This window comes from Allokutzneria oryzae (assembly GCF_042429765.1).
Lineage (GTDB): Bacteria > Actinomycetota > Actinomycetes > Mycobacteriales > Pseudonocardiaceae > Allokutzneria > Allokutzneria oryzae.
On sequence record NZ_JBHLZU010000021.1, the window covers coordinates 12,653 to 20,914 of the forward strand.

At 72.0% G+C, this 8,262-nt stretch carries 1 protein-coding gene and 1 pseudogene; both read left to right on the plus strand.

Features of this window, described 5'->3' with window-relative positions:
- Positions 1–248 precede the first annotated feature (248 nt).
- Positions 249–1,550: a serine hydrolase domain-containing protein gene (locus tag ACFFQA_RS26495; RefSeq protein WP_377857777.1), complete on the plus strand. Its 1,302-nt coding sequence runs from the start codon at positions 249–251 to the stop codon at positions 1,548–1,550.
- A gap of 125 nt (positions 1,551–1,675) precedes the next feature.
- Positions 1,676–8,260: pseudogene (locus ACFFQA_RS26500) on the plus strand (amino acid adenylation domain-containing protein); the annotation flags it as partial.
- Between the last annotated feature and the right edge of the window lie 2 nt (positions 8,261–8,262).

Consider the following 8,262-nt stretch of genomic DNA (forward strand, 5'->3'; position numbering starts at 1 on the left):
TCCATTTGGCGGTCGCCGAAAACGAACCGGGTTGACACCGTTGCCCTGCACCCAGCTAGAACAAAGGCCTTACATACTCCGTGCGGGGCACACGGAGTCGCAGCACCGGCCCAAGATGTCTTGTGGGTCACATTCTCAGGTAGTACTTCGGGTAGTACTTCGGGACGGTTCACGGGCGTGGTGAACCGGCTGCGAGCACGCGTGCCCCTGAGAAGTCCCTAGAGCGAGGATCGATGAATTTCGCCCACATGTCGCGACGGCTCGCGGAGCTCGGCGAGAGCCACTCCGTGCCCGGCGCCCAACTGGCCGTGCACCACGACGGCCGGTCGGTGTCGGTCGCCGTCGGCGAGGCCGAGCACGGCAGCGGCCGGCCGCTCACCGAGGAGGCGAAGGTGCCGGTGGGCTCGGTCAGCAAGACCTTCACCGCGGCACTGGCGCTGGCACTGGTCGCGGACGGCGACCTGGAGCTGGACGAGCCGATCGCGGAGTACCTGCCCGAGCTGCGGCGGGTGGCCGCGGAGCTCGGCGACGAGGTGACGGTGCGGCACCTGCTCAGCCACACCAGCGGGCTGCCGTCGGACGCCGAGGACCTGAGCGCGACCTCGTTGCGCAGGCACGCGGTCAACGCCTGCCGCACGCTGGTCCCGGTCGGCGCGGCGGGCACGGGTTTCTCCTACTCCAACATCGGTTACGTGCTCGTCGGCGGCATCGTCGAGGCCGTGACCGGGATGAGCTGGCGGGAGGCCGTCGACGCGGTGCTGGCCGCCCCGCTCGGGCTGGACCTGCGCTACACGGCCGGGGACGGGGCGGGCGGTTTCGTGACCGGGCACGCGGTCCGCACCAGCCCGCACCGGGTGCGGCCGGTCCGGCAGTCCCTCACCGGGCTCGACGCGCCCGCGGGCGCCGTCGCGGCCAGCGCGGCCGACCTGGTGGTGCTGGGCCGGATGCTGCTCGGCGACGGCCCGGGGCTGATCGACGACGAGGTCCTGCTGGAGATGCGCGAGTCCGTCGCGCACGCCGAGCCCTTCGGCATGGCCGACGGCTGGGGCCTGGGGCTCGCCCAGTACACCCGGCGGGCGACCACGTGGTTCGGCCACGACGGCACGAGCGACGGAACATCGGCGCACCTGCGCGTGTGCCCCGCCTCCGGCACCGTTGTCGCGGTGACCGCCAACGGCAGCACCGGGTACGCGCTGTGGCAGGAGTTCGCCGCGGAGTTCGGCCTCGGCGACTACGCGGGTCCCGCCGCGTCCTCCGCGCCGTCCTGCCGGGTGCCCGCGCCCCGGGACTGCCTGGGCCGCTACGTCAACGGCGACCTGGAGTACGCCGTCACCGACGCCGGTGGCGGGCGGCTCGCGCTGGCCGTGGACGGCGAGCCGTTCGCCGAGCTGACCCCGCTGGACGGCCTGGTGTTCGCGATGCGCGACGTGGACACCGGCGACACCGGCCAGACCGGGCGGTTCCTCACCGGTCCCACCGGTGGCATCGACCGGATCCAGGTCGGCGGGCGCCTCGCGCGCCGCCGACGCCAGGCGCAGGAAGTCGCCTGACGCCGCCGGACACGCGGCCCTCCCCCGCCGGGTCCGTCCCGGCCCTGACGCATGCCCCGACCTAGCCCCGAAAGGGTCGACCATCGATGACCGCTGAGACGGCCTCCCCGACGCCGTTGTTCGCCGACCTGACCCGACACCAGTGGAACGACACCACGCGCCCCGTGCCCGTGCAGACCTTCCCCCAGCTGTTCGAGGCCCAGGTCGCGCGCTCGCCCGAGGCGACCGCGGTCATCGACGGCGGGCGGACGCTGACCTACGCCGAGCTCAACGCGCGCGCGAACCGGTTGGCGCACAGGCTGATCGCCTCCGGCGCCGGCCCGGAGGACATCATCGCGCTCGCCCTGCCGCGCTCGGTGGACATCGTGGTGGCGCAGCTGGCGGTGCTCAAGGCGGGCGCGGCGTACCTGCCGGTGGACCCGGCCTACCCGCGCGAGCGGGTCGCGTTCATGATCGACGACGCCCGGCCGCTGCTGGTGGTCACCGGGGCGCTGGACACCGAGGGCTTCCCGGACACCGACCCCGTTGTCGAGCTGTCGCCGGACAACGCCGCCTACGTCATCTACACCTCCGGGTCCACCGGCCGCCCCAAGGGCGTCGTCGTCTCGCACCGGGGCCTGGCGAACTTCTCCGCCGCCGAGGTGGACCGCTTCGACGTGCGGCCCGGTGACCGGGTGCTCCAGTTCTCCTCACCGAGCTTCGACGCCTCGGTGCTGGAGCTGTGCATGTCGCTGCCTGCCGGTGCCGCGCTCGTCGTCCCGCCGGAGGGCCCGCTGCTGGGCGAGCAGCTGGCGGAGGTCCTGGCCCGCGGCCGGATCAGCCACGCGCTCATCCCTCCGGTCGCGCTCGGCACGGTGCCCGACGGGGTCCGGCTGCCGGAGCTGCGGACGCTGGTCGTCGGCGGTGACGCGTGCTCACCGGAGCTGGTGCAGCGCTGGGCGCCGGGCAGGCGCATGATCAACGCCTACGGACCGACCGAGGCCACGGTCGTCTCGACGTGGAGCCGTCCGCTCGCCCCGACCGGGACGCCGCCGATCGGCGGGCCGATCTGGAACACCTCCGCGTACGTGCTCGACCGCGAGCTGCGGCAGCTGCCGGTCGGTGAGGTCGGCGAGCTCTTCGTCGCCGGGATCGGCCTGGCACGGGGGTACCTCCGCCGTCCCGGCCTGACCGCGGAGCGGTTCCTCGCCGATCCGTTCGGCCCGCCCGGTTCCCGGATGTACCGCACCGGGGACCTGGTGCGCAGGCGGGAGGACGGCGAGCTGGAGTTCGTCGGCCGCGCCGACCACCAGGTGAAGCTGCGCGGCTTCCGCATCGAGCTCGGCGAGGTCGAGTCGGCCGTCCAGGCGCTGCCCGGTGTGCGCCAGGCCGTCGCGGTGGTGCGCGAGGACCGCCCCGGCGACAAGCGGCTGGTCGCCTACCTCACCGGCACCGCGGACCCGGCGGCACTGCGCGAGGCGCTCTCGTCGAGGATGCCGAACTACATGGTGCCCGCCGCGTTCGTGGTGCTCGACGCGTTCCCGTTGAGCCCCAACGGGAAGCTGGACCGCAAGGCGCTGCCGGCACCGGCCTCCTCCGTGGCCGCGCCCACCGGCACGGCGCCGCGCACCGAGCGGGAGGCGTTCGTCGCGCGGCTGTTCACCGAGGCGCTGGGGACCGAGGTCGGGGTCACCGACGACTTCTTCGGCCTCGGCGGGGACTCCGTGCTCGCGGTGAAGGTGCTCTCGCGGCTGCGGGAGAAGTACGGCACGTCGATCTCGCCCCGAGCGGTCTTCGACGCGCGGACGGTGGAGAGGCTGGCCGCGCTGCTGCCGGAGACCGCGACGGCGGCCGAGTGGATCCCCCGCGCCGACCGGAACCGCAGGCTGCCGTTGTCCTCGGCGCAGCAACGACTCTGGCTCGTCGAGGATCTCGCGCCCGGTGGCACCGAGCACAACACCGGCGTCGGCCTGCGCCTGCGCGGACACCTCGACCTCGCCGCGCTGCGGGCCGCCCTCGACGAGCTCGCGCAGCGGCACGAGGCGTTGCGCACGACGTTCGACTCCGTTGACGGGCAGCCGTTCCAGGTCATCGCCGAGCGGGGCGAGATCCCGGTGCGGATGGTGGACCTGTCCCCCGTTCCCGCCGTCCAGCGCGACGCCGAGCTCGACGCGGAGCTGGAGCGCGAGCTGGAGCGCCCGTACCTGCTGCGCGCCGGTTCGCTGACCCGCGTGCTGCTGGTCAGGATGAGCGCCGTCGAGCACGTGCTCGTACTGGCGCAGCACCACATCATCACCGACGGGTGGTCGGTCTCGCTGCTGCTGGAGGAGCTTGCCGAGCTGTACTCGGCGTCCGTGCAGGGTCTGCCCGCCGTCCTGACCGAACTGCCGATCTCCTACGCGGACTACGCCGTGTGGCAGCGCGGGCGGGACAGCGACCTGCTCGGCGGCATCACCTCAGGGCACCTGGCCTACTGGCGGCACAAGCTCGACGGCATCGAGCCGCTGGACCTGCCGACCGATCGCACCCGTCCGCCCGTGCGCACCTCGGCGGGCGCGGTGCACCGGCGCGCGCTGCCCGCGAGGCTCGTCGAACGACTGTCCACTGTGGGCAGGGCGCACGACGCGACGTTGTTCATGACGCTGACCGCCGCCGTGCAGGTCATGCTGTCCCGCTACTCCCGCCAGCGCGACATCGCGGTGGGCACGGTGAACTCCGGCCGCTCCCGCACCGAGCTGGAGGGGTTGGCCGGGTTCTTCGTGAACACGCTGGTGCTGCGGTCGTGGGTGGACCCGGGCCTGGAGTTCTCGGAGTTCCTGTCCGAGGTCAGGGAAACCGTCCTGGAGGCGTTCGCGCACGACGAGGTGCCCTTCGACCGGCTCGTCGAGCACCTGCGACCGGAGCGCGACGCGAGCCGGACCCCGTTGGTGCAGGCCATGGTCGCGTTGCAGCAGCCGCTGGTGCGGCGCGAGCGGATGGGACCGCTGCTGGTCAGCGAACAGGAGCTGCCCCGGCCTTCCGCGCGCTTCGACGTCGTGGTGGAGTTCTGGCCAACGCCGGACGGACTGACCCAGACCATCGAGTACAACACCGACCTGTTCGACGCGAGCACCGTCGAACGGATGAGCGAGCACCTTGAGGTGCTGCTGAACGGGATCGTCTCCGATCCGGACCGCAAGGTCGGCCAGCTGCCGATGCTCGCCGATGGCGAGACGGCGGAGGAGCTGGCAGGCGCCGCCGAGGACGTCGTCCGCGTGCGCGGCTTCCGGGTGGACCCCTCGGTCGTGGAGTCCGTGCTGCTGCGGCACTCCGACGTCGTGGACGCGGTCGCGGTCGTGACCACCGACGAGTCCGGGCGTGGCCGGCTCGCCGCGTTCGTCAAACCCGGTCCGGTGGCGCCGGACTCCGCGGTGCTGCGAACCTTCCTGTCCCAGGCGCTGCCGGACCACATGGTGCCGACGGTGTTCGTGGTCGTCGACGAGCTGGACCGGGAGAACCTGCCTGAGGTGCCGGCCGAGGCGCGCGCGGAGTCCAGGCACGTCGCGCCGCGCACTCCGGTCGAGGCCACCCTCGCCGGGATCTACGCCGAGGTCCTCGGTGTGCCACGGGTGGGTGTGCGGGACAACTTCTTCTCTCTCGGCGGCGACTCGATCCTGAGCATCCAGGTCGTCACCAGGGCGCGTCGCGCCGGGCTCGTGCTGACGGCCAGGGACATCTTCGTCCACCAGAGCATCGCCGCGCTCGCCCCGCACGTGACCGAGGCGGGCGACGAGCAGCGCGGGGAACAGGGCCCGGTCACCGGTGAGGTGCCGCTCACCCCGATCCAGCACTGGTTCCTCGCCAACCACACGGTCTCACCCGAGCGGTTCAACCAGTCGACGCGGATCGTGCTGGACGGCAAGGCCGACCTCGCCGCACTGCGCACCGCACTGGTCGCGGTGATCGAGCACCACGACGCGCTGCGCATGCGTTTCCGCCTGGTTGACGGGAAGTGGGAGCAGGACAACGCCCCGGTCGGTGACATCGAGCCGTTCAGCGACGCCGAGCCGGACGAGGCGTTCGACCTCACCGCCGGCTCGCTGCTGCGGGCGAAGCTGCTCGACGCGCGGACGCTGCTGCTCACCGCGCACCACCTCGTGGTCGACGGCGTGTCCTGGCGGATCATCGCCGAGGACCTGGAAACCGGGTACCGCCAGGCGTCCCAGGGCCTGACCGTCCACATCGGAGCGAAGACCACGTCGTTCCGCGAGTGGTCCCGCCGCCTCACCGAGCACACCGCCGACGGCGGCTTCGCCGACGAGCACCGGCACTGGCACTCCGTGGAGGAGGCGGGCGCGGAGCTGCCGACCGACCACAGTGGACAGGGTGGCAACACCACGGGTTCGCTGCGCGAGGTCACCGTCGGGCTCTCCGAGGCGGAGACGGCGGCGCTGCTCCAGGAGGTGCCGAAGGCCTACCGCACGCAGGTCAACGACGTGCTGCTCACCGCGCTCGGCCGGGTGCTGGGCGACTGGGCCGGTTCCGGCCGGGTGCTGCTGGACCTGGAGGGCCACGGCCGGGAGGAGATCGTCGAGGGCGTGGACCTCTCGCGGACGGTCGGCTGGTTCACCACGATCTTCCCGGTCGCTCTGGACGTTCCCCGCGACGACTGGGGAACCGCGCTCAAGTCCGTGAAGGAGCAGCTGCGGGCGATCCCCCGGCGCGGCATCGGGCACGGCGCGCTGCGCTACCTCGCCGAGGACTCGGGGCCCGTCCTCGCTCCGCAGGTCAGCTTCAACTACCTGGGGCGTTTCGACGGGAGGCAGGGCGACCTCGCGCTGGACGCCGACCCGGCTGCTCCGCGCGCGCACGTGCTGGACGTGGTCGGCAAGGTCGAGCGGGACGCACTCGGCCTCACCTGGTACTACTCAGAGGGCCTGCACCGCGAGGACACCATCCGGCGGCTCGCCGACGCGGTGGTCGGCGCGCTGCGCGAGATCATCGAGCACTGCGCCCAACCGGGAGCCGGTGGCCGCACGCCGTCGGACTTCCCCTTGGCGAAGCTCACCCAGGACCAGGTGGACCGGCTCGCAGGGGAGTCCACACAGGACATCTACCCGCTGACCCCGATGCAGGCGGGCATGGTCTTCCACGGCCTGTCCCAGGGCGACCAGGGCGCGTACTTCCAGCAGATGAGCTTCGTGCTCGACGGGGTCCGGGACAGCGAGCTGTTCGCGCGGGCGTGGCAGCGGGTCGTCGACCGCACCCCGGTGTTGCGCAGCTCGGTGGTCTGGGAAGGCGTCAGCGAACCGGTGCAGCTCGTGCACGAGGCAGTTCAGCTCCCGGTCACCCACCTGGACTGGACCGGGTCGTCCGACGAGCAGCGGCAGAACCTGGTGGCGGAGTTGCTGGAGCGCGACCGCGCCGAGGGCTTCGACCTGGCTGCCGCGCCGCTGACGCGAGTGGCGCTGGCGCGGCTGTCGGAGTCCGAGGTCCAGGTCCTGTGGACCTTCCACCACGTGCTGCTCGACGGCTGGAGCGTCTTCCAGGTGCTCTCCGACGTCTTCGAGTCCCACGCGGCGCTGGGTCGCGGATCACAGCACCTGGGCCTGCCGGACCGGCGGCCTTTCCGCGACTACGTGCGGTGGTTGCGGGAGCAGGACAAGGGGCTCGCGGAGGCGCACTGGCGCAAAGTGCTCGGGGACTTCACCGAGCCGACCCCGCTGCCGCAGGACCGTCCAGGTGACGGCCTGCACAACACCCTCGCCTCGGAGCAGCAGGCGTTCAGTCTGTCCACTGAGGACTCGGCTCGGCTCTACGAGTTCGCCAAGGAGCACCACCTGACACCGAGCGCGGTCGTGCAGGGCGCGTGGGCGCTGTTGTTGTCCCGCCACAGTGGACGGAGCGAGGTCTGCTTCGGCTCCACCGTGTCCGGCCGTCCGGCGGACCTGGCCGGCGTCGACTCCATCACCGGCATCTTCATCAACACGCTGCCGGTGCGGGTGCCGGTGCGCGAGGAGGCCGAGGTCTCCAGCTGGTTGCGCGAGCTCCAGGCGGCTCAGGCGGACGCGCGCGGGTTCGAGCACGTGTCGCTGACCCAGATGCAGGCGTGGAGCGGGGTCGCGGGCGGTCGTGGGCTGTTCGACAGCCTGCTGGTGTTCGAGAACTACCCGATCGACGACGAGGCCGCGAGCGCGCACGGTCTGCGGCTGCGCGAGCTGCGCGCGGTGGAGACGACGAACTTCCCGCTCAGCGCCACGGTCTACCCCGGGGCCAAGCTGACGTTCGTGCTGGGCTTCGAGCCGAAGCTGTTCGACGCCACCACGATCAGCCGCCTCGGCGAGGACCTGCGCGCCCTGCTCATCGGCATGGCGTCCGGAACGTCCACTGTGGCTGGTCTGTCCGCGTTCACCGGCGTGACCGCGGCCCCGGCCGCCGAGGTGGCCATCGAGCGCTTCGCCCCGGCCCCGGCGGGCTACGTGGCACCGGAGACCGAGACCGAGGAGGTGCTGGCCGAGATCTGGGCCGAGGTGCTCGGCGTGGAGAAGGTCGGCATGGACGACAACTTCTTCGACCTCGGCGGCGACTCGATCCTGAGCCTGCACATCACGTCGAAGACCAAGGAAGCCTTCGACATCGCGCTGACGCCCCGCGACGTACTCACCGCGCGCACGGTCGCCGCGTTCGCCGAGCTCGTCGAGGAAACCGTTCTGCGAGAGCTGGAAGCTCTGGCAGCCGCAGAAGAAGACTGAGG

Coding starts and splice junctions, on each gene's coding strand:
- ACFFQA_RS26495 (WP_377857777.1), top strand. CDS start 249: ATGTCGCGACGGCTCGCGGAGCTCGGCGAGAGCCACTCCGTGCCCGGC.